The organism is Bradyrhizobium sp. RP6 (genome assembly GCF_003837805.1).
GTDB lineage: Bacteria > Pseudomonadota > Alphaproteobacteria > Rhizobiales > Xanthobacteraceae > Bradyrhizobium.
In genome coordinates, this window is record NZ_RQIT01000080.1 from 1 (window position 1) to 388 (window position 388).

The following is a 388-nucleotide window of genomic DNA, read 5'->3' on the forward strand; positions in this document are numbered from 1 at the left end:
CTACTATCGTACTGCCGAGCACTCTGCCCAGCAGTCGTCAGAACGTCTGCAAAGCTATGAAAAGATGTTCAAGAATGGGCAACTAAATGTTCTCAACTGTTCCACCACCATGGAAATGGGGGTTGATACCGATCGCGTGATGACGCTGGCCTCTCGCAGCCAGCAGGCAACGATTCCGGGGCCGGAGTGGCACCTGAATGACGAACTGGTGGTGCGTAGTCTCGGTTATAAAACGGTAGAACTGAACGAGTTTATTCTGCCGGCTAAAGCCACCAACGCTGTCGAGCGGGTCAAAGACATTCAGATCCACAAACAGTTGAATGGACCACTGTCGCAGTTTGGGCAACGCTTCTGGGACGTGCTGTTTAACGACCATGAAGAAGCGCAG

The 388-nt window shown here is 52.3% G+C and carries 1 protein-coding gene; it reads left to right on the plus strand.

All coding sequences use genetic code 11. The annotated features are described in order from the left end of the window. The coding region (locus tag EHH60_RS36965; protein WP_199752537.1) for a hypothetical protein at positions 1 to 388 on the plus strand (388 nt) is incomplete at both ends.